Source organism: Streptomyces sp. NPDC058052 (genome assembly GCF_042885515.1).
Taxonomy (GTDB): Bacteria; Actinomycetota; Actinomycetes; order Streptomycetales; family Streptomycetaceae; genus Streptomyces.
The window spans coordinates 146,674-166,068 of record NZ_JBHVRX010000011.1; the positions used below are offsets into that span (position 1 = coordinate 146,674).

19 protein-coding genes are annotated in these 19,395 nt (G+C 72.3%); 3 read left to right on the forward strand and 16 right to left on the reverse strand.

Features of this window, described 5'->3' with window-relative positions; genetic code table 11:
• Positions 1-133: 133 nt before the first annotated feature.
• The 12 genes from yajC to pgsA form a co-directional block, all read right to left on the reverse strand.
• Positions 134-577: a preprotein translocase subunit YajC gene (gene yajC / locus ACFVU3_RS17880; protein ID WP_390067285.1), complete on the reverse strand. Its 444-nt coding sequence runs from the start codon at positions 575-577 to the stop codon at positions 134-136.
• A gap of 202 nt (positions 578-779) precedes the next feature.
• Complete coding sequence (gene ruvB / locus ACFVU3_RS17885; RefSeq protein ID WP_390067137.1) at positions 780-1,859, reverse strand: Holliday junction branch migration DNA helicase RuvB; 1,080 nt, start codon at positions 1,857-1,859, stop codon at positions 780-782.
• Between the two features lie 38 nt (positions 1,860-1,897).
• Positions 1,898-2,530: a Holliday junction branch migration protein RuvA gene (gene ruvA / locus ACFVU3_RS17890; protein WP_390067138.1), complete on the reverse strand. Its 633-nt coding sequence runs from the start codon at positions 2,528-2,530 to the stop codon at positions 1,898-1,900.
• Positions 2,527-3,057: a crossover junction endodeoxyribonuclease RuvC gene (gene ruvC, locus ACFVU3_RS17895; protein WP_376602404.1), complete on the reverse strand. Its 531-nt coding sequence runs from the start codon at positions 3,055-3,057 to the stop codon at positions 2,527-2,529. Before ruvC ends, ruvA begins: the two co-directional genes overlap by 4 nt.
• Before the next feature lie 133 nt (positions 3,058-3,190).
• Positions 3,191-3,943 (reverse strand): YebC/PmpR family DNA-binding transcriptional regulator, encoded by a 753-nt coding sequence (locus ACFVU3_RS17900; RefSeq protein WP_200428255.1) that lies wholly within the window; start codon positions 3,941-3,943, stop codon positions 3,191-3,193.
• 63 nt (positions 3,944-4,006) lie between these two features.
• Positions 4,007-4,597, reverse strand: coding sequence for a pyridoxal 5'-phosphate synthase glutaminase subunit PdxT (gene pdxT / locus ACFVU3_RS17905; protein ID WP_390067140.1), 591 nt, complete (start codon positions 4,595-4,597; stop codon positions 4,007-4,009).
• A 6-nt stretch (positions 4,598-4,603) separates the two neighbouring features.
• Positions 4,604-5,512: a pyridoxal 5'-phosphate synthase lyase subunit PdxS gene (gene pdxS, locus ACFVU3_RS17910; protein ID WP_383457307.1), complete on the reverse strand. Its 909-nt coding sequence runs from the start codon at positions 5,510-5,512 to the stop codon at positions 4,604-4,606.
• A 135-nt stretch (positions 5,513-5,647) separates the two neighbouring features.
• Positions 5,648-6,190: a hypothetical protein gene (locus ACFVU3_RS17915; RefSeq protein WP_390067141.1), complete on the reverse strand. Its 543-nt coding sequence runs from the start codon at positions 6,188-6,190 to the stop codon at positions 5,648-5,650.
• An 11-nt stretch (positions 6,191-6,201) separates the two neighbouring features.
• Positions 6,202-6,837 (reverse strand): MBL fold metallo-hydrolase, encoded by a 636-nt coding sequence (locus tag ACFVU3_RS17920; RefSeq protein ID WP_390067143.1) that lies wholly within the window; start codon positions 6,835-6,837, stop codon positions 6,202-6,204.
• 75 nt (positions 6,838-6,912) lie between these two features.
• Positions 6,913-8,067, reverse strand: coding sequence for a glycosyltransferase family 4 protein (locus ACFVU3_RS17925; RefSeq protein WP_390067145.1), 1,155 nt, complete (start codon positions 8,065-8,067; stop codon positions 6,913-6,915).
• Positions 8,064-8,969 (reverse strand): phosphatidylinositol mannoside acyltransferase, encoded by a 906-nt coding sequence (locus ACFVU3_RS17930; RefSeq protein ID WP_390067147.1) that lies wholly within the window; start codon positions 8,967-8,969, stop codon positions 8,064-8,066. The genes ACFVU3_RS17925 and ACFVU3_RS17930 overlap by 4 nt, the downstream gene beginning before the upstream one ends.
• Complete coding sequence (pgsA, locus tag ACFVU3_RS17935) at positions 8,966-9,631, reverse strand: phosphatidylinositol phosphate synthase (protein ID WP_390067149.1); 666 nt, start codon at positions 9,629-9,631, stop codon at positions 8,966-8,968. Before pgsA ends, ACFVU3_RS17930 begins: the two co-directional genes overlap by 4 nt.
• 265 nt (positions 9,632-9,896) lie before the next feature.
• On the opposite strand from pgsA, the gene ACFVU3_RS17940 reads away from it, so the two are divergent.
• Together ACFVU3_RS17940 and ACFVU3_RS17945 are read left to right on the forward strand one after the other, a co-directional pair.
• Positions 9,897-12,104 carry an elongation factor G-like protein EF-G2 gene (locus ACFVU3_RS17940; RefSeq protein WP_390067151.1) on the forward strand — a complete coding sequence of 736 codons (2,208 nt, stop codon included), beginning with the start codon at positions 9,897-9,899 and terminating at the stop codon, positions 12,102-12,104.
• Positions 12,105-12,279: 175 nt separating this feature from the next.
• Positions 12,280-13,938: a hypothetical protein gene (locus ACFVU3_RS17945; protein WP_390067152.1), complete on the forward strand. Its 1,659-nt coding sequence runs from the start codon at positions 12,280-12,282 to the stop codon at positions 13,936-13,938.
• Positions 13,939-13,987: 49 nt separating this feature from the next.
• Here ACFVU3_RS17945 and ACFVU3_RS17950 read toward each other — a convergent pair whose 3' ends face one another.
• A complete protein-coding gene (locus tag ACFVU3_RS17950; protein WP_390067154.1) occupies positions 13,988-14,551 on the reverse strand; it encodes an HIT family protein in 564 nt (187 codons plus the stop codon).
• Positions 14,552-14,616: 65 nt separating this feature from the next.
• Between ACFVU3_RS17950 and ACFVU3_RS17955 the strand changes: the two genes are divergently transcribed.
• A complete protein-coding gene (locus ACFVU3_RS17955; protein WP_390067155.1) occupies positions 14,617-15,321 on the forward strand; it encodes a potassium channel family protein in 705 nt (234 codons plus the stop codon).
• 13 nt (positions 15,322-15,334) lie between these two features.
• Here the strand turns inward: ACFVU3_RS17955 and thrS are convergent, their stop codons facing one another.
• The 3 genes from thrS to ACFVU3_RS17970 form a co-directional block, all read right to left on the reverse strand.
• A complete protein-coding gene (gene thrS / locus ACFVU3_RS17960) occupies positions 15,335-17,311 on the reverse strand; it encodes a threonine--tRNA ligase (protein ID WP_390067157.1) in 1,977 nt (658 codons plus the stop codon).
• Between the two features lie 129 nt (positions 17,312-17,440).
• On the reverse strand, positions 17,441-18,733 hold the full coding sequence (locus ACFVU3_RS17965; protein ID WP_390067159.1) for a hypothetical protein: 1,293 nt from the start codon (positions 18,731-18,733) through the stop codon (positions 17,441-17,443).
• On the reverse strand, positions 18,733-19,299 hold the full coding sequence (locus ACFVU3_RS17970) for a DUF4365 domain-containing protein (protein WP_390067160.1): 567 nt from the start codon (positions 19,297-19,299) through the stop codon (positions 18,733-18,735). Before ACFVU3_RS17970 ends, ACFVU3_RS17965 begins: the two co-directional genes overlap by 1 nt.
• Between the last annotated feature and the right edge of the window lie 96 nt (positions 19,300-19,395).

Consider the following 19,395-nt stretch of genomic DNA (forward strand, 5'->3'; position numbering starts at 1 on the left):
TGTCCAAACCGTCCGGGCGCCGGGTGGGCGCACGGAGGCCACGAAGTATGTGTGGGGACCATCCCCCGCAGACGTCCGACCGTTCCCGGCCGCGGCCCCGCCTGTTCGCGGGGGCCGCGGTGCCGGGTGCGACTTACTTCGCCTCGGTCTCGCCGTCGGCCTTGCCGTCCTTCTCGACCTCGGCGGCGTCCGACTTCTTCGTCAGATCGGCCTTCGGGGCCTCGTCGGTCTTGTCGGCCGCGTCGGTCAGCGACGAGGCGTCGTCCGGGACGACGGCGCCGGAGTCGGCCGCGGCGTCCTCGTCGGTGTCACCGTGGACGATCCGGTTGTACTCGGCGTCGTCGAGGACCGCGCCGATCGAGTTCTTGGCGTAGACGGCGTGCACGCCGGGCGCGACCTCCAGCAGGACGGTCTCGTCCTGGATCTCCTTGACGGTGGCGTACATTCCCCCGATCGTGCGTACGCCGGTGCCGGGCTGCATCTGGTTGCGCATCTCCGCCGCCTGCTGCTGCTTCTTCTTGGCAGAGCGGGTCATCAGGAACATCGCCCCGATGAGCACGATGAACGGGAGGAGCATGCCGATGTTATTCACGGGACGGAAATCCTTCGCACGGTCACGGAGAACCCGCGGCCTGATCTTCGGGGGTGGGTACGCCGTCCAGAAAGGGCGGCATCGGCGGAGTCTAGGCGAGTCCGCATCGATGGAACAACGCCCAGCATGGCACCGTGGTTCCTCGTCGGGCGATACTCCGCGCCGTCACCCACCCGTCACAGCGGCCTCAGGCGCCGAACAGCCCCTGTTGTCCCGATCCCGCCCCCGCCGGGCCCGCTGCCTGCGGCGGGACCAGTCCGAGGTGGGTCCACGCGGCGGGCGTGGCGACGCGGCCACGGGGGGTACGGGCGAGCAGTCCCTCCCTCACGAGGAAGGGCTCGGCGACCTCCTCGACGGTCTCGCGCTCCTCCCCCACGGCGACGGCGAGCGTGGACAGGCCGACGGGTCCGCCGCCGAAGAGCTTCAGCAGGGCTTCCAGGACCGCCCGGTCGAGGCGGTCGAGGCCGCGGCTGTCCACCTCGTACACACCGAGGGCGGCGGCGGCGATCTCGCGGGTGATCACTCCGTCGGCCCTCACCTGGGCGTAGTCGCGGACGCGGCGCAGCAGCCGGTTGGCGATCCGGGGGGTGCCGCGGGAGCGGCCGGCGATCTCGGCGGCGCCGGCGGGGTCGATCGTCACGTCGAGGAGGCCCGCCGAACGGGTCACGACGCGCTCCAGCTCGTGCGGCTCGTAGAACTCCATGTGGGCGGTGAAGCCGAAGCGGTCGCGGAGCGGGGGCGGCAGCAGTCCGGCCCGGGTGGTGGCGCCGACCAGGGTGAAGGGCGGGAGGTCCAGCGGGATGGCGGTGGCGCCGGGGCCCTTGCCGACGATGACGTCGACGCGGAAGTCCTCCATCGCCATGTAGAGCATCTCCTCGGCGGGCCGGGACATCCGGTGGATCTCGTCGAGGAAGAGGATCTCGCCCTCCTGGAGGGAGGAGAGGATCGCGGCGAGGTCGCCGGCGTGCTGGATGGCGGGGCCGGAGGTGATCCTGATCGGCGCGTTCATCTCCGCGGCGATGATCATCGACAGGGTGGTCTTGCCGAGGCCGGGGGCGCCGGAGAGCAGTACGTGGTCGGCGGTGGCGCCGCGCTGGCGGGCGGCCTTGAGGACGAGGTCGAGCTGCTGGCGGACCTTCTCCTGGCCGATGAACTCGCCGAGGTCCTTGGGGCGCAGGGCGGCCTCGACGGCCTGGTCGTCGCCCTCGGCGGCGGCGCCGACGATCCGCTCCTCGTGGGCGGATGCCGTCTCGTCGTCCCAGTTCACGGTGGTGTCTTCCTTCGTACGGGAGGGTCTGCGGGCGGTCAGCGGGCGCGGTTGAGCGTCTGCAGGGCGGCGCGCAGCAGCTGGGGCACGGGCGCGGAGCCGGTCTCGGCGAGGGCGGCCTCGGCCTGCGGGGTGACGGCGGCGACCGCCTCCTCGGCCTCGCGGCTCGCGTAGCCGAGGCCGACGAGGGCGGCGGTGAGCTGGTCGGTCCAGGGGGCGGGACCGGTGGCGACGGCGCGCTGCTGGCCGACGAGCCCGCTGCTGCCGAGGGGCTGGCCGAGCTTGTCCTTCAGCTCCAGGAGGAGCTTCTGGGCGCCCTTCTTTCCGATGCCGGGCACGGCGGTGAGCGCCTTCTCGTCGCCGGTGGAGACGGCGAGGCGGAGCGCGTCGGGGCTGTGCACGCCGAGCATGGCCTGGGCGAGCCGGGGTCCGACGCCGCTGGCGGTCTGGAGCAGCTCGAAGACCTGGCGCTCGTCGTCGTCCGCGAAGCCGTACAGCGTGAGCGAGTCCTCGCGGACGACGAGGGAGGTGGCGAGGCGGGCCTGCTCTCCGACGCGGAGCCCCGCGAGCGTGTTCGGGGTGCACTGGACGGCCATGCCGACGCCGCCGACCTCGACGACGGCGGTGGTGGGGGCGAGGGCGGCGACCGGGCCGCTGACGAAGGCGATCATGACGTGCGGCCTTTCGAGGCGTGCAGGGCGACGGCCTGCTGGAGGCGGTTCTGGGCGGGGGCGCGCCAGATGTGGCAGATGGCGAGGGCGAGGGCGTCGGCCGCGTCGGCCGGCTTGGGCGGGGCGGCGAGCCGGAGCAGCCGGGTGACCATGGCGGCGACCTGGGCCTTGTCCGCGCGGCCGGAGCCGGTGACGGCCGCCTTGACCTCGCTGGGGGTGTGGAGGGCGACGGGGATGCCGCGCCGGGAGGCGCAGAGCATGGCGACGGCGCTGGCCTGGGCGGTGCCCATCACCGTCCGCACGTTGTGCTGGCTGAACACCCGCTCCACGGCGACCAGTTCGGGCTGGAAGCGGTCGATCCACTCCTCGATCCCGCGCTCGATGCCGACGAGGCGGGGGCCGATGTCGGCGTCCGCGGGGGTGCGGACCACGCCGACGCCGAGCATGGTGAGCGGTCGTCCCGCGACGCCTTCGACGACGCCGACACCGCACCGGGTGAGTCCCGGGTCCACCCCCAGTACGCGCACGCCGCCCCTCCCTGTCGTCGACCGGTCGCAAGTCTGTTTGTGCAGGCTATCCGCTGCCACCGACAACGCAGCGGGCCGACGGGGTGTGTCCCCGTCGGCCCGCTGCGGTGGAACGGTGTGAAACGGCCCGCGATCAGGCGTCGACCTTCTCCATGACCTCGTCGCTCACGTCGAAGTTGGCGAAGACGTTCTGCACGTCGTCGCTGTCCTCCAGCGCGTCGATCAGCTTGAAGATCTTCCGCGCGCCCTCCTCGTCGAGCTCGACCTGCATGGTCGGGACGAAGCTGGACTCGGCGGAGTCGTAGTCGAAGCCCGCCTCCTGGAGCGCGGTGCGGACCGCGACCAGGTCGGTGGCCTCACTGATGACCTCGAACGACTCACCGAGGTCGTTGACCTCCTCGGCGCCCGCGTCGAGCACGACCTCCAGGACGTCGTCCTCGGAGCGCTCGCCCTTGGGGAGCACGACGACGCCCTTGCGGTTGAACAGGTACGAGACGGAGCCCGGGTCGGCCATCGACCCGCCGTTGCGGGTCATGGCGACGCGGACGTCCGAGGCGGCACGGTTGCGGTTGTCGGTGAGGCACTCGATGAGCACCGCGACACCGTTCGGGCCGTAGCCCTCGTACATGATCGTCTCGTAGTCGGCGCCGCCGGCCTCGAGACCGGCGCCGCGCTTGAGCGCGGAGTCGATGTTCTTGTTCGGGACCGACTGCTTCTTCGCCTTCTGCACGGCGTCGAACAGCGTCGGGTTGCCGTCCAGGTCGGCGCCGCCGGTGCGGGCCGCGACCTCGATGTTCTTGATCAGCTTCGCGAAGAGCTTGCCGCGCTTGGCATCGATCACGGCCTTCTTGTGCTTCGTCGTAGCCCATTTAGAGTGGCCGGACATCTGCCTGTCTCCTTCGCGTAACCAACTTCTTGAACGAACCCCAGAGATCCTACCGGGATCACGTCACCGATCCGTGCGCACCATGTCGACGAAGAGTTCGTGGACCCGGTGGTCGCCGGTCAGCTCGGGGTGGAAGGAGGTGGCGAGGACCCGGCCCTGGCGGACGGCGACGATGTGGCCCTCGTGCTCGGCCAGCACCTCGACGTCGGCGCCGACGGACTCCACCCACGGGGCACGGATGAAGACGCCCTCGACGGGGGTGTCGATGCCCTCGACGGTGACTCCGGCCTCGAAGGACTCGTTCTGCCGCCCGAAGGCGTTGCGGCGCACGATCATGTCGATGCCGCCGAAGGTCTCCTGGCCCGAGCGCGGGTCGAGGATCTTGTCGGCGAGCATGATCAGGCCGGCGCAGGTGCCGTACACGGGCATGCCCGCGGCGATCCGCTCACGGATCGGCTCCATGAGGCCGAAGAGGACGGCCAGCTTGGAGATGGTGGTGGACTCGCCACCGGGGAGGACCAGGCCGTCGACCTCGGCGAGCTCTTCGGGCCGCCGGACCGGCCTGGCCACGGCGTCCGCCGCGGCCAGGGCGATCAGGTGCTCCCGTACGTCGCCCTGGAGGGCCAGGACACCGATCACGGGGGTGCTGCTCATCGGTGCTTACCAGCCCCGGTTGGCGTAGCGCTCGGACTCGGGGAGGGTGTCGCAGTTGATGCCGACCATGGCCTCGCCCAGGTTGCGGGAGGCGTCCGCGATGATCTTCGGGTCGTCGTAGAAGGTGGTGGCCTTCACGATGGCGGCGGCGCGCTTGGCCGGGTCGCCGGACTTGAAGATGCCGGAGCCGACGAAGACGCCCTCGGCGCCGAGCTGGCGCATCAGCGCGGCGTCGGCCGGGGTGGCGACGCCACCGGCGGAGAACAGGACGACGGGCAGCTTGCCGAGCTCGGCGACCTCCTTGACGAGCTCGTACGGGGCGCGCAGCTCCTTGGCGGCGGCGAACAGCTCGTTGTTGTCGAAGCCGCGCAGCTTGGCGATCTCGTTCTTGATCTGGCGCAGGTGGCGGACGGCCTCGACGACGTTGCCGGTGCCGGCCTCGCCCTTGGAGCGGATCATGGCCGCGCCCTCGGCGATGCGGCGGAGGGCCTCGCCCAGGTTGGTGGCGCCACAGACGAAGGGGGTGGTGAAGGCCCACTTGTCGGAGTGGTTGACCTCGTCGGCCGGGGTGAGGACCTCGGACTCGTCGATGTAGTCGACGCCGAGGGACTGGAGGACCTGGGCCTCGACGAAGTGGCCGATGCGGGACTTGGCCATCACCGGGATGGAGACCGCGCCAATGATCTCCTCGATCATGTTCGGGTCGGACATCCGGGCCACGCCGCCGTCCTTGCGGATGTCCGCGGGGACCCGCTCCAGGGCCATGACGGCGACGGCGCCGGCGTCCTCGGCGATCTTCGCCTGCTCGGCGTTGACCACGTCCATGATCACGCCGCCCTTGAGCTGCTCGGCCATGCCGCGCTTCACACGGGCGGTACCGGTCTCGGGGGACTGGGGGGTGGTGGAGCTGGACACGGAAACCTCACTCGTGACAACGGGTTCAACGGGACGTTGACGACTAGAGCGAGGAAACAATCCACGAGCGGTCCACAGCAAGGGCCAATGTGCAGGACGTGGATCCTTTTCGCGGGAATCCGAGGCCGCAGGGGCTCAGGAAGGACGATCGGCCAGGGCCACCGGCGGTTCGTCGTCCATTTCGAAGGCCATCGGGAAGGGCGCGTGGCCCGCGAGCCGGAACCAGCGGACCTTGCGGTGGCGGCGCAGGGCGCGGGCGGCCCGGACGGCGTCGTTGTGGAAGCGGCGGGCCATCGGGACCCGGCGGACCGCGGCGGCCAGTTCGCCCGCGGCCTCCTCGCCGCCGGGCGCCTCCCGGACGAGCTCCACCTGCTCCGGCTCGCCGAAGACGGCCCGCAGGGCCTGGCTCAGCTCGCTCTCGGCGACCTCGCGGTGGTCCTCCTCGGCCTGCCGGGCCGCGTGCGCGGCCTCGTACAGGACGATCGAGGCCGCCGGGTCGAGGACGCCGGAGGTGGCCAGTTCCTGGGCGACCGAGGCCCGCCGCAGCAGCTGGGCGTCGAGCGCGGCGCGGGCCGCGTCGATGCGGGTGTGCAGCCGGTCGAGCCGTCCGGCGGTCCAGCTGAGGTAGACGCCGATGAGGATCAGCGCGACGACGGTCCAGATCAGGGTTTCGGTCACGGGCGCACAGGCTACCCGGGCGGCGGCAGCACACCTTCCCAAAGGGCGTGGTCGTGGGCGAACAGGACACGTACCGGCCGGCCGTCCGCGAGCGCGGCGAGCCGGTCCAGCCAGGGCCGGTACGGCGTCCCGAAGTCGCCCGCCGTGTCGTACGCCTGTCCCGCGAGGACCGTCACGCGGTCGCCGTGGTCGAGGACGAGCGACTGGTGCCCGTCGACGTGTCCGGGCGTCGGCACGATCCGGATCCCGGGCGCGAGCTCGTGCTCGCCGTCGATCTCCCTCCAGGCGACGCCGGGGAGGAGGGAGTCGAGGGTGTAGCCGCCGGCCCGCGCGGTGGCGAGCTCGCCGCGCTGGACGAGGGCGGGGGTGCCGGGGAAGCGCTGGTTGCCGCCGATGTGGTCGAAGTGGAGGTGGCAGTTGACCAGGACGTCCGCCTCGCCGGGGCGGACGGTGAGCGGCCGGCGCTCGATCGCGTAGTGGGCGTCGGTCTCGGGCGAGCCCTCGCCCATGCCGGTGTCGAAGAGGACGGTGCCGCCGGGGTGCCGGACGAGGTAGGCGAAGGCGGACTCCACGCGCGCGTGGGGCCCGCCCCACTCGTGGGCGGGGCGGGTGAAGCGGCCGAGGTCGAGCCGGGTGACGTGGATCATGCGACCAGGTTGCGCCCGCGCGCCCCCGCCGGGGGCGTGCGTTCCGCCCAGGGCGGAACGGGTGCCCGCAGCGGGCTACAGCCCCAGCCGCGCCCGGAGGCCGCCCGCCTTCTCGTCCGTGTCGACCGCCGCCGCGCCGTCGGTGACCGTCTCGTAGACGGCCAGGATGTCCGCGCCGACCGTGGACCAGTCGAAGCGCCGCACGTGCGCCGAGCCCCGCGCGCTCAGCTCCGCGCGCCGCGCGGGATCGCCGAGCAGCCGGATCGCCGCCTTCGCCAGCGCGTCCGCGTCCTCGTTGGCGAAGAGCTCGCCCGCCGCGCCCTGGTCGAGGACCTGGGCGAAGGCGTCCAGGTCGGCGGCGAGGACCGGCGCGCCGGCCGACAGCGCCTCGACGAGGATGATGCCGAAGGACTCGCCGCCCGTGTTGGGCGCCACGTACACGTCGACGCTCCGCAGCAGCCGCGCCTTGTCCTCGTCGCTGACCATGCCGAGGAACTCCACCCGGGAGCGCATCTCGGGCGGCAGCGAGGCCACCGCCTCCTCCTCGTCGCCGCGTCCCGCCACGAGGAGCCGGGTGCCCGGCCGCTCGGTGAGGATCTGCGGCAGCGCCTTCATGAGGACCGGCAGGCCCTTGCGGGGCTCGTCGATCCGCCCGATGAAGCCGAGCGTCTCCCCCTGCCACTCGGCCTTGGGCTCGGCGCCCGCGAAGAAGTCGACGTCGACGCCGTTGGGGATGACGACCGCGTCGCCGCCGAGGTGCTCCACCAGCGTCCGGCGGGCGTACTCGCTGACCGCGATCCGGGCGCTGATCTTCTCCAGCGCCGGCTGGAGGATCGGGTAGGCGGCGATCATCGCCCGCGAGCGCGGGTTCGAGGTGTGGAAGGTGGCCACGATCGGGCCCTGCGCCGCCCAGCAGGTGAGCAGCCCCAGGGAGGGCGAGGTCGGCTCGTGGATGTGGACGACGTCGAAGGTGCCGTCGTGCAGCCAGCGGCGGACCCGGGCGGCGGAGAGGAAGCCGAAGCTGAGCCGGGCCACCGAGCCGTTGTACGAGACGGGCACGGCCCGGCCGGCGGAGACCACGTACGGCGGCAGCGGCGTGTCGTCGTCGGCGGGGGCGAGGACGGAGACCTCGTGGCCGAGCCGGATCAGGTGCTCGGCGAGGTCGCGGATGTGGAACTGGACGCCGCCCGGTACGTCCCAGGAGTACGGGCAGACGATCCCGATCTTCACGGTGTGCGCTCCTCCAGGTCGGCCAGCCAGAGGCGCTGGAGCATGTGCCAGTCCTCCGGGTGGTCCGCGATCGCCCCGGCGAAGGTGTCGGCGAGGGTCTGTGTCATGAGGGACGCCTTTTCGGCGCGGGTGCCTGACGCGGGTACCTCCACGGCCGCGTGCACCTCTCCCTTCATGACGTCGGTGTCGTCGTACCAGAGGGTCACCGGCAGCAGGAGCGCGTCGGTCTGGAGGGCGAGCATGGCCGGTCCCGCGGGCATCCGGGTGGCCTCGCCGAAGAAGGAGACCTCGACGCCGGAGGCGGACAGGTCGCGGTCGGCGACCAGGCAGACCAGACCGCCGGCCCGCAGCCGCCGGGCGAGGGTCCCGAAGGCGGCGCCGCCGGTGTGCGGCAGCACCTCCATGCCGAGGGACTCGCGGTAGGCGACGAAGCGGTCGTAGAGCGACTCGGGCTTGAGCCGCTCGGCGACGGTGGTGAAGGGCGTGCCGAGGGCGCGGGTCACCCACACCCCGGCCAGGTCCCAGTTGCCCATGTGCGGCAGGGCGAGGATCACTCCGCGATCCGAGGCTATGGCGTCCTTCAGGACGTGCTCGCCCTTGATCGCGAAGCTGTTCGCGGCCCGCTCGCTGCTCCATGTGGGGAGCCGGAAGGACTCCATCCAGTAGCGCATGTACGAGCGCATGCCGGCCTTCGACAGCTCGGCGAGCCGCTCGGGCGTGGCGTCCGGCACCACGCGCGCGAGGTTGGCCTCCAGGCGCAGCACGCCCTTGCCGCGCCGCTTCCAGGCGGTGTCGGCGATCTTCCGCCCGAGGGCCTTGGCCACCGGCTCCGGGAGCTTCTTCACGGTCGCCCAGCCGAGGCCGTACAGCCCGTCGGCGACCTTGTCCTTCAGCGTGCTCACGATGCCGCCCCGCTTCCCCCGGCCGCCGCGGCGGCATCCGCCTCCGCGGACTCCCTGCGTACCGTCACGACCCGCTGTCCCAGGGTCACCGCCGAGCCGACGGCGACGATCCACAGCGCGATCGGCAGCAGCACGTCGATGCCGGGCACGCCGAAGGCGTGCAGGCCGGCGAGGCCGGCCGCGACCAGCGAGATCACCAGGCGCTCGGCCCGCTCGATCAGGCCGTTCACCGCGACCGGCAGGCCAATCGATTCACCACGCGCCTTGGTGTACGAGACCACCTGGCCGCTCGCCAGGCAGAAGATCGCCACCGCGCACAGCACGTTGTCGTCGCCCTTGCCCGCGTACCAGAGGGCGAAGCCACCGAAGATCGCCCCGTCGGCGACCCGGTCGAGGGTCGAGTCGAGGAAGGCGCCCCAGCGGCTGGAGATGCCGGCCTGCCGGGCCATGTTGCCGTCGACGAGGTCGGAGAAGACGAAGAGCGTGATCACGATCGTGCCCCAGAAGAACTCGCCCCTGGGGAAGAAGACCAGCGCACCGGCGACCACTCCCGCCGTGCCGATCAGCGTCACGGCGTCGGGGGTGACCCCCCGGCGGAGCAGAAACGCGGCGAACGGTGTGAGGACACGCGTAAAAAACGCACGCGCGTACTTGTTCAGCATGGCCTTCCCGAGGTTTCGGCGGGCCGCGCGGTCCTATGACCACCGGCTCACCCATCGTAGCCACGCGCGTGGCGCCGTACGGGAGCGCACCCGCCCCGTCGCGTCGGCGTACCCCTGGGGACCCACCGCTGTACGACGTATGGACGCGTCCCGGTGTCGGTGCAAAGCTCGAAGGAGCACCCCGCGGGCTCCGCCGGAACGGCGCCGCGACGCCGCTCCCCCGCGCCCGCTCACCCCTCACCGCCTCGCAGCCGGGAGGACCACCATGGGCGACAAGGCGCACACCCCCGCCGGAGCCGCCGGCAGGGCACCGACGGCCGACCGGCCCTCGGAGGTACGGAACGTGGTGCTGGTCGGCCACAGCGGATCGGGCAAGACGACGCTGGTCGAGGCGCTGGCCCAGACGGCCGGAGCGCTCGGCAGACCCGGCCGGGTCGAGGACGGGGCGACCGTCTCCGACTACGACGAGATCGAGCACCGGCAGCACCGCTCCGTCCAGCTCTCCCTCGTCCCGGTCGGCTGGGAGGGCTTCAAGATCAACCTCCTCGACACCCCCGGGTACGCCGACTTCGTCGGGGAGCTCAGGGCCGGTCTGCGCGCGGCGGACGCGGCCCTCTTCGTCGTCTCGGCCGCCCAGGAGGCCGACGCGGTCGCCGCCTCCACCCGGATGGTCTGGGAGGAGTGCGCGGCCGTCGGCATGCCCCGGGCGATCGTCGTCACCCACCTCGACACCGCCCGCACCGGCTTCGAGGAGCTCACCGGGGTCTGCGCCGGGCTCTTCGGCCACGACGACCCCGACGCCGTCCTCCCTCTCTACCTGCCGGTCCACGGCCCCGAGGGCACCGACGGCCACGCCCCCGCGACCGGTCTGATCGGCCTCCTCACGGAGCGGGTCCTCGACTACTCCACGGGCGCGCGGCGGGAACTCCCGCCCGGCGACGCCGACCGCGACCTGATCGCCGGGGCGCGGGCCCGGCTCATCGAGGGGATCATCGCCGAGAGCGAGGACGAGACCCTCATGGACCGCTACCTCGGCGGCGAGGAGGTCGACATCGGAACCCTCGTCGGCGATCTGGAGAAGGCGGTCGCCCGGGGCGGCTTCCACCCCGTGCTCGCCGCCGCCCCCGCCGCCGACGGGGGCGGACAGGGCCTCGGCACGGTCGAACTCCTGGAGCTGATCACCCGCGGCTTCCCCTCGCCGCTGGAGCACGAGCCGCCCGCCGTCACCACCCCCTCCGGCGAACCCCGGCCGCCGCTCGCCTGCGACCCCGACGGACCGCTGGTCGCCGAGGTCGTGAAGACCGCCGCCGACCCCTACCAGGGCCGGATCTCCCTCGTCCGGGTCTTCTCCGGCACCCTCCGGCCCGACGAGACGGTGCACGTCTCCGGGCACGGCCTCGCCGACCGCGGCCACGAGGACCACGACGTCGACGAACGGGTCGGCGCCCTCACCTCCCCCTTCGGCAAGCAGCAGCGGCCGATGGCGCACTGCGTCGCCGGGGACCTCGCGTGCGTGGCCCGGCTCGGCCGCGCCGAGACCGGCGACACCCTCTCCGCCAAGGACGACCCGCTCCTGATCGCACCGTGGGCCATGCCCGAACCGCTGCTGCCGCTCGCCGTCGAGGCGCACGGCAAGGCCGACGAGGACCGGCTCTCGCAGGGCCTGGCCAAACTGGTCGCCGAGGACCCGACGCTCCGCCTCGAACAGAACCAGGACACCGGCCAGGTCGTCCTGTGGTGCCTGGGCGAGGCCCACCAGGACGTCGTCCTGGAGCGGCTGCGCGGCCGCTACGGGGTGCGCGTCGACGCCGTCCCGTACCGGGTGCCGCTGCGCGAGACCTTCGGCGCGCCCTCCTCCGGCCGCGGACGCCACGTCAAACAGTCCGGCGGGCATGGCCAGTTCGCGATCTGCGAGATCGACGTCGAGCCGCTCCCGCCGGGCAGCGGCATCGAGTTCGTCGACAAGGTGGTGGGCGGCGCGGTGCCCCGCCCGTTCATCGGCTCCGTCGAGAAGGGCGTACGGGCCCAGGCCGCGCGCGGTGTCGCCGCGGGGCACCCGCTGGTCGACGTCCGGGTCACCCTCAGGGACGGCAAGGCCCACTCGGTGGACTCGTCCGACGCCGCCTTCCAGACGGCCGGGGCGCTCGCCCTGCGCGAGGCGGCCGCCGAGGTCCCCGTCCACCTCCTGGAGCCGGTCGCCGAGGTGCGGGTGCTCGTCCCCGACGAGTACGTCGGGGCGGTGATGAGCGACCTGTCCGGCCGGCGCGGCCGGGTGGTCGGCACCGACCAGGCCGGGCCCGGCCGCACGGTCGTCCGGGCCGAGGTCCCGGAGATCGAGATCGGGCGGTACGCCGTCGACCTGCGGTCCGTCTCGCACGGCACGGGCCGTTTCGACCGCAGCTACGCCCGGCACGAACCGATGCCCCCTCAGCTCGCCGAGCGCCTTCGCGAACAGGCCGGAAAACGCTCCTAGTCGACGGATCGTCAGCGGTCGCCGTCCGTCCGGTCCGCACCGGGCGGACGGGTTCCGGTCGCGGTTGTCCACAGCCGGTGACGCATACCACGCGGCCCGGTTACGCTGTGGTGCCCAGCTCGGCAGGTGTGCCGGGCACGGCAGTCGGGAACAGCCCGCACAGGTACTCGCGGTGATGGGGGCGCACGTGGCGATCGACGGTTTCGGACCGGGGGCACAGATCCCGCTCCAGGGCGGCAGCGGGCTGACCGGGGCGACGAACGCCCTGGCCTCGGCCGCGTACCGGGACAGCCCCCTGGAGACCATCCAGGAAGCCGACAACGAGCACTACAAGACCACGCTGAAGAAGGGGAAGTGGGAGAAACTCTTCCGCCCCGACCTCGGCGAGGCGTTCTCCCGCGCCGTGCAGGTCCGCATGCTCGGCGGCGGCCGCAAGCCCCTCATCCAGTCCTTCGGCGCCGAACCGCAGCCGATCGTCGAGCACTGCCTCGCCGCCACCCACATCCGCCGCCGCCGCGACATCAAGCTGACCCTGATCACCTTCGTCTGCGGCGTCCTGTTCCTGCCCGGCCTGCTGCTCTGGCTCGGCGTGATCCATCTGCGCCGCACCGCCGCCGGCTCGGACAACAAGCGGACCAGCTTCCTCGGCACGGCCCTGCTGCTCGTGGTCGGCATCGGCGCCGTGATCGTCCTCCTCAGGCTCCCCTTCGACGGGCTGCTGCCCAACTACCTGCGGGCGATGATCGTCGCGCCGGTCGTCGGCTGGTACCTCGCGGGGCGGGTCTGCCTCAGCGCCGCCGTGGACCTCCGCGAGCGCTGGACCGGCCTGCTCAGCGGCGGCGGCGTCGGCGCCCACGTCCCCAAGTCCGTCCCCACGGACCCGGGCGAGAAGTCGGCCGAGGAGCTGCGGCTCAACCTGGAGAAGCTCTCCGCCGAGCAGCAGTCCAACATGGTGTTCTACGCCGGCCCCAAGGGCGTCCTCGGCCTCGGCACCCGCTGGGGCAGCTGGACCCTGGCCGAGGAGCTGGTCCCCGTGGACGGCCGCGAGATGCACGACTTCCGCGCCTGGGACCTGGTCCGCAAGATCCACGACCAGCTCACCCTGCTGGAGCGCGGCTCGCTGAAGACCGGCTTCCCCAAGCCGACCGTGAAGCACTGGATCGTCTCCCCGGTCGGCGAGGGCGCCGACGAGGTCGCCCGCCCCGAGGGCGACAACATCGTCCACTTCCAGGTCAAGCCGCACGAGATACAGCGGATCTGCAACGAGCAGCAGTTCGGCGCCGGCAACCGCCACTACCTGGGCGTCCAGTTCACGCTCTGGGACGGGAACGTGGTGCTGACGATGATGGTCACCGTCACCTCGCTCCACCACACCCTGCGCATCGAGGTCACGGGCCACGCGCTCGGCCCCGTCCACGGTCTGTTCACCACCAAGCCCAAGGCGAAGACCAAGGAGGTCTCCAAGACCGTCCGCTTCTGGGAGACCAAGGAGATCCCGCAGCCGCTGCTGGGCACCGACGACATCGTCCGGCTCGCCGTCCGCGCCCCGCTCACCTGGTACCCGCCGGTCCTGGAGTTCCTCGGCGGCAAGATGAACCTGCCCGAGCCCTTCGGCCTCCGGCACGTCTGGGCCGGCCCGCTCTGGAAGAACCGCTTCATGGCCGACGACGCCATCCGCATGGCCACGCCCGTGCTCCGCGCGGTCCACACGGCGACCATCCGGTTCCTCGACGAGCACAACGTGGACACCGAGCGCTTCACCAACCGCTCCCTGATCCTCGGCGGGGGCGTGCAGGACCCCGGACCGAAGAAGGCCGACGTCTACGACGCCTGACGCCGACGGCCCCGGGGCGCGCGCCCCGGGGCCGTACGGACGAGGAAGGTCAGACGGTGGCGGGCCAGGCGTCGGCCAGCATCTTCCGGGTGTCGGCGAGCAGCTGCGGCAGCACCTTGGTGTGGCCGACGACCGGCATGAAGTTGGTGTCGCCGCCCCAGCGCGGCACCACGTGCTGGTGCAGGTGCGCGGCGATCCCCGCACCGGCCACGGCGCCCTGATTCATGCCGATGTTGAAACCGTGCGCCCCGGACGCCGCCCGCAGGGCGATCATCGCCCGCTTGGTGAAGTCGGCCAGCTCGGCCGTCTCCGCCGCGTCCAGGTCGGTGTAGTCGGCGACGTGCCGGTACGGGACGACCATGAGGTGCCCGCCGTTGTACGGGTACAGGTTGAGGACCGCGTACACGCTCGCGCCACGGGCGATCACCAGCGCGTCCTCGTCCGACTTCGCGGGGATCGAGCAGAACGGACAGCCGTCGTCGGCCCCCGGCCCGGTCGGCTTGTTCTCGCCCTGGATGTACGCCATCCGGTGAGGCGTCCACAGGCGCTGGAACGCGTCCGGCGCCCCCACTCCGATCTGCTGCTCCGGCTCAGTCGTCATGCTGTGCAGCATATTGCGTCGCCCGTTCGGAACGTGTCGCCGGGGCGAGCGAAGCCGCCCCGGGTGATCCTGATCCGATGAGCGCCAGGCCCCCGAAACCGCCCCGCCAGGAACGCTGGGACCGCCGCATGGAGCTGCCGCTGGCCGTGGCCTCCATCGCCTACCTCGCCGGCTACGCGGTCCGGGTCCTCGCCCGGGACCACCTGCCGCGGCTCGGGGTGGATCTCTGCGTCGGGGTCGTCCTCGGCGCCTGGGCGGTCTTCATCACCGACTACGCGGTGCGGATGCGGCTCAGCGGCCTCCACCCCCTCCGGTTCGTCCGCACCCACCTCCTGGACACGGTCGTGCTGCTCCTGCCGCTGCTGCGCCCGGTCCGGATGGTGACCCTCTACGACCGGGTCCAGCGCCGCCGGGGGCAGCCGCGGCTCAGCCTCTACGCCCGCGTCATGGTCTACTCCGGACTCTCGGTCTCCCTGCTCGGCTTCACGGCCGCGCTCACCGTCTACCACCACGAGGCGGACGCCCCCGGCGCCACGATCGTCACCTTCGGCGACTCCGTGTGGTGGGCCTGCGCCACGCTGGCGACGGTCGGCTACGGCGACGTGACCCCGGTGACCCCGGTCGGCCGGGTGGTCGCGGTCGGCCTGATGGCCTGCGGCCTGGCACTGCTGGGCGCCGTGACGGGTTCCTTCTCGTCGTGGCTGATCCAGGCGTTCACCCGGGAGGACGAACGGCCCGGGAACGGGGAGAGGCCCCCGGGGGATCCCCCGGGGGCCTCCTGAGCGGCGCGGGTCGTCAGACCTGGACGCGCTCCTCGACGACCTTGGTGAGCTTGGCGATCGCCTCGTCGACGGGGATGCCGTTCTCCTGCGAACCGTCGCGGTAGCGGAAGGAGACGGCGCCGGCGGCCATGTCCTCGTCACCCGCGATGATCATGAAGGGGACCTTCTGCTTCTGCGCGTTCCGGATCTTCTTCTGCATCCGGTCGGAGGAGGAGTCGACCTCCACCCGCAGGCCCTGCTTCTTCGCCTTGGCGGCGAACTCGTGCAGGTAGTCGACGTGCGCGTCACCGATCGGGATGCCGGTCGCCTGGACCGGGGCCAGCCACGGCGGCATCGCGCCCGCGTAGTGCTCCAGGAGCACGGCGAAGAACCGCTCGATCGAGCCGAACAGCGCGCGGTGGATCATGACCGGGCGCTGCTTGGTGCCGTCGGGGGCGGTGTACTCCAGGTCGAAGCGCTCCGGCAGGTTGAAGTCGAGCTGCACGGTCGACATCTGCCAGGTGCGGCCGATGGCGTCCCGCGCCTGCACCGAGATCTTCGGGCCGTAGAAGGCGGCGCCGCCCGGGTCGGGGGTGAGCGGCAGGCCCTGCTTCTCGGCGACCTGCTGGAGGACCGCGGTGGCCTCCTCCCAGATCTCGTCCGAGCCGACGAACTTCTCCGGGTCCTTGGTGGACAGCTCCAGGTAGAAGTCGGTCAGACCGTAGTCGCGCAGCAGGTTCAGGACGAAGGTGAGGGTCTTGTCGAGCTCCTCCGCCATCTGCTCCTTGGTGCAGTAGATGTGCGCGTCGTCCTGGGTGAAGCCGCGGGCCCGGGTCAGACCGTGGACGACGCCCGACTTCTCGTACCGGTACACGGTGCCGAACTCGAACAGGCGCAGCGGCAGCTCACGGTAGGAGCGGCCACGCGCGTCGAAGATCAGGTTGTGCATCGGACAGTTCATGGGCTTGAGGTAGTAGTCCACGCCCTCGTCGAGCTGCATGGGGGGGTACATGCCCTCGGCGTACCAGTCCAGGTGGCCCGACTTCTCGAACAGCTTGCCCTTGGTGGCGTGCGGCGAGTAGACGAACTCGTAGCCCTCCTCCTCGTGCCGCTTGCGCGAGTAGTCCTCCATGACCCGGCGGATGATGCCGCCCTTGGGGTGGAAGACGGCGAGGCCGGAGCCGATCTCGTCCGGGATGGAGAAGAGGTCGAGCTCGTTGCCGAGCTTGCGGTGGTCGCGCTTCTCGGCCTCGGCGAGGAAGTCGAGGTGGGCCTTCAGCTCGTCCTTCGACGGCCAGGCGGTGCCGTAGATGCGCTGGAGCATCGGGTTCTTCTCGCTGCCGCGCCAGTAGGCGGCCGCGTTCCGCATCAGCTTGAACGCCGGGATGTTCCGGGTGGTGGGCAGGTGGGGACCGCGGCAGAGGTCCTTCCAGCACAGCTCGCCGGTCTTGGCGTCCAGGTTGTCGTAGATGGTCAGCTCGCCGCCGCCCACCTCGACGTTCGCGCCGTCGTCGGTCGACGCGGAGCCCTTGATGCCGATGAGCTCCAGCTTGTACGGCTCCTCGGCGAGCTCCTCGCGGGCGTCCTCGTCGGAGACCACGCGGCGGGCGAACCTCTGCCCCCGCTTCTGGATCTCCTGCATCTTCTTCTCGATGGCCTTGAGGTCCTCGGGCGTGAACGGCTTCTCGACGTCGAAGTCGTAATAGAAGCCGTCGCGGACCGGCGGGCCGATGCCCAGCTTGGCCTCGGGGAAGAGCTCCTGCACGGCCTGGGCCATGACGTGCGCGGTGGAGTGGCGCAGGATGTTCAGGCCGTCCTCGGAGCCGATCTCGACGCCCTCGACGACGTCGCCCTCGGCGAGCTCGTACGAGAGGTCCTTCAGCTCGCCCGCGACGCGGGCGGCGATGACGGTGCGGTCGTCGGCGAACAGGGCGCCGGCCGTGGTGCCCGCGCTCACCGTCCTCTCCTCGGGTCCTGAGGCGGTCGGGACGGTCACACGGACTTCGGACACGGGTACTCCATGCATCGGGGCGCCGGCAGACACGAGGTGCCGGCGTCGGTGGCGCGCGGCAGAGACGAGGTGCCGCGTCAGCCTCGATCTTACGGGGGCCCGGGGAGCCCCACCCACCGCGCCCGACGCTCACTCCCCCGGGCCGCACGCCTCCTCGAAGAAATCGAGGTTCTCGTGGAGGGACTTCATCAGCCGGTCCCGCTCCGCCTCGTCCACCTGCACCGGGACCACTCCGGAGGGGTCGGCGAGGCGACGGAAGCCGCCGCGGCTCTCCAGCCGGCCGACGACCCGGATGGGGAGGCCGACGAGGTGGGCGTGGCCGGCGGTGCGGTACGCCTCCTCGTCGAGGGCGACCCGGACGTGGCCGACGTCGGCGCCGCCGAGCACCCGGAGCTTGACCGTGCCCTCGCCGCGCGGCCCGGAGCGGCGGAGCCGGACGACGGCGCCGGTGATCCGGACCGGGACGGAGGGCTCGTCGGTGAGGTAGCGGGCGCTCGCCTCGCGCAGCGCCGGCAGATCGCCGGGCGAGAACTCGACGGGCTCGGGGCGGGCGGCGCACCCGTGCGGAATGCCGGCGGCCGGCGCCCATTCGAGGGCGATGCGGACGCCTTCCGTACCGCGGACGAGGGCGACGAGCGCCTCGGTGAGTTCGCGGCTGACCCCGGCCTCGACGGCGGAGTCGAAGGCGTCCATGCCGCCGGTGGCGCGCTGGTAGTCGACGGCCTCCCGGGCGGCGTGCAGGGCGTGGTAGAGCCGGACGGCGACGGGGCGGCCGGGCGGGACCGGCAGGAAGGCGGTGAGGGCCCGCCCGCCGGGGTCGGTGCCGACGACGACGGGTTCGAGGGCGGCCCGGGCCGCGGCGCGGTGCCGGGAGCCGTGGTAGCCGGCCCGGCCGCGCACGGCGAGGGCGCCGGCGAGGAGGATCTTGTGGGCGGCGGAGCGGAGCTGCTCCTGCACGGGCCAGGGCACGGTGCCGGCCGGACCGGGGGGCACCTCGCGCCACCAGCGGATCTCGTCGCTGGGGACGGCGAGGCCGGTGAGGACCTCGCGGGCGGAGGGGGTGCCGCTGCGGGCGAGGGCGGTGAGGGCCTCGCCGATGAGGTCCTCGCTGTCGGGGAAGGCGAGGCTGTCGGGGACGAGGAGGCTGGTGCCGCCCCGTCCGGGCGCGCTCCCGGGCGGGGTCCAGCGGCCGTACCGGCCGGCGGCCCCGCCGCGGCGCTGCCAGCCGTGGCGGGCGAGCAGGGCGCCGAGGACGCGCGGGTCCACCCGGCCGGGGTCGGGCACGCCGTCGCCGGCGGTCCAGGGACCGGCGGCGTCGGGGGCGGGCACCGGGTGGGGACGGTAGGGCGGCGGTACGGGGACGGGGCCGCGCCCGGCCCCGTCCCCCTTCCCGTGTCCGGGTTCGTCGATCGGTCGGTGCATCAAGGTCTCCCTCCCCGGCCGACCCGGGTCATGATCTCGCAGAGCGCCCGGTCGTCGAAGATCCGCGCCGTGGGGACGCGCACGGTGGTCCGGCGGCGTCCGGTGACCGGATGCCCGGCCAGGTTCATCCAGTAGCAGCAGTGCCGCAGGTCGAGCCGGTCGTGGCCCGCTCTCAGCCAGTCCTCCGGGTCTCTCGGGACGATCATCACGACCAGGATCTTGTGCACGGCCACGGGGGTCCGGGCGAGCTTCACCAGGTGGTCGTTGTCGAGGGTGAAGGGGAAGGTGCTCCCCGTCGGGTGCGGTGGCAGCTGGTAGGTGCACTTGAGCTGCACCTTGATGGTGACCTCGTCGTCGACGGTGTGTCCGGGCGAGCCGTGGCTCACGTGCCAGTCGACGCCGTTGTCCGGGAAGGGCTGCGCGAGCGCGCAGCCCGCCGCGGCGGCGACGGCGTGCAGGTATCCCACCTGGAGGGTCTCCATGCAGGCGGTGGTGGCGAGTGAGCCGCGTGCCGGGGCCGCCCGCTGGGGCGGCAGCCCTCCCGACTCGGGCTGGGCGAGCGCCATGTGAACGTCCTTCCCCGTCACCAGTGTTGTGACCGGTCCGCGTACGGCGCAAACAGTCCGGGTATCACCGCTTCGGGGCAGGGGGTTGGCCATCTG